Genomic DNA, 1,151 nt, shown 5'->3' with positions numbered 1-1,151 from the left:
GGCGGCCGGGACGCCGTGCTTGTGGGCCAGACCCGTGAGCAGCCGCTGCAGCCGCCCGTCGGCCATCGGCCGGGGGACCCGCAGGGAGGTCTGGGTGAGCGTCGAAGGAGAGGGCATGAGGTGGGGACCTTCCGCGTCGGGTCAAGGGGGACGGCAGGGGCGGCGGCTCAGCCGTCGGCGGCCATCTGCCGCTGCAGGCTCAGCGGTCGCATGTCGGTCCACACCTCGTCGACGTGGTCCATGCACTCCTGGCGGCCGCCGCGGAAGCCGTCGGCGCGCCAGCCCGCGGGTACCTCGTTCGCCACCGGCCACAGCGAGTACTGGCCTTCGTCGTTCACGAGTACCTGGAATTCGGCGTCATCCTGCATGGGATTTTCCTTTCCTCTCAAGGGTTTCAGTGGTCTTGTCCGGCGGCGAGCCGTTCGAGGTCCCGCAGGACCCGTTCTTCGACGAGCTCGGCCAGGGCCAGCACGGTCCCGGCGGTGAGCACGTCCTTGGGGGTGATCTCGACGTCGAAGGCGGACTTCGTCATCGACGTGATCCGGAGGCTGCGCAGCGAATCGCCGCCGAGGGCGAAGAAGTTGTCCTCGACGCCGACCCGGTCCAGGTCGAGTGCCTCGGCCCAGATGGCCGCGAGGACCTCTTCGGTCTCGGTTTCCGGGGCCGCGTACTCCGCGGTCTCCGCCGGCGCCGCCGGCGCCGGCAACGCTCGCCGGTCGAGCTTTCCGTTGGCGGTCAGGGGAAGCGCGTCGAGCCGGACGAACGCGGCGGGCACGAAGTGGGCCGGCAGTGCGGCGGCGACGTGCTCCCGCAGCCCGGGACCCACCTCGCCCACGACGTAGGCGATCAGCCGCCGGCCGTCCGCGACGACGGCGGCGTCCCGGACTCCCTCGTGCTTGCGCAGCACCGCGACGATCTCGCCGGGCTCGATCCGGAAGCCGCGGATCTTGACCTGGTCGTCGGCGCGGCCGAGGAACTCGAGGGTCCCGTCGGCCCGCCACCGCACCAGGTCGCCGGTGCGGTACATCCGCTCCCCCGGCGCCCCGAACGGATCGGCGAGGAACCGCGTGGCGGTGAGTCCCGGCCGGTCGAGGTACCCGCGGGCGAGCCCGGCACCGGCGACGTGGAGCTCCCCCGTGGCGCCGATCGGC

General features: G+C 72.5%; 2 protein-coding genes. Both read right to left on the bottom strand.

Features of this window, described 5'->3' with window-relative positions; translation table 11 throughout:
* Positions 1-167 precede the first annotated feature (167 nt).
* A complete protein-coding gene (locus CCN39_RS45665) occupies positions 168-368 on the bottom strand; it encodes an MbtH family protein (RefSeq protein WP_013224966.1) in 201 nt (66 codons plus the stop codon).
* A gap of 26 nt (positions 369-394) precedes the next feature.
* Positions 395-1,151 (bottom strand): phosphopantetheine-binding protein (locus CCN39_RS45660; protein WP_143264421.1); only part of this gene is annotated, 757 nt, incomplete at its 5' end.

This window comes from Amycolatopsis kentuckyensis, from assembly GCF_002155975.1.
Classification (GTDB): domain Bacteria; phylum Actinomycetota; class Actinomycetes; order Mycobacteriales; family Pseudonocardiaceae; genus Amycolatopsis; species Amycolatopsis kentuckyensis.
The sequence above is the reverse complement of the archived record's forward strand: the minus strand, read 5'-3'. Positions and strand labels throughout refer to the sequence as shown.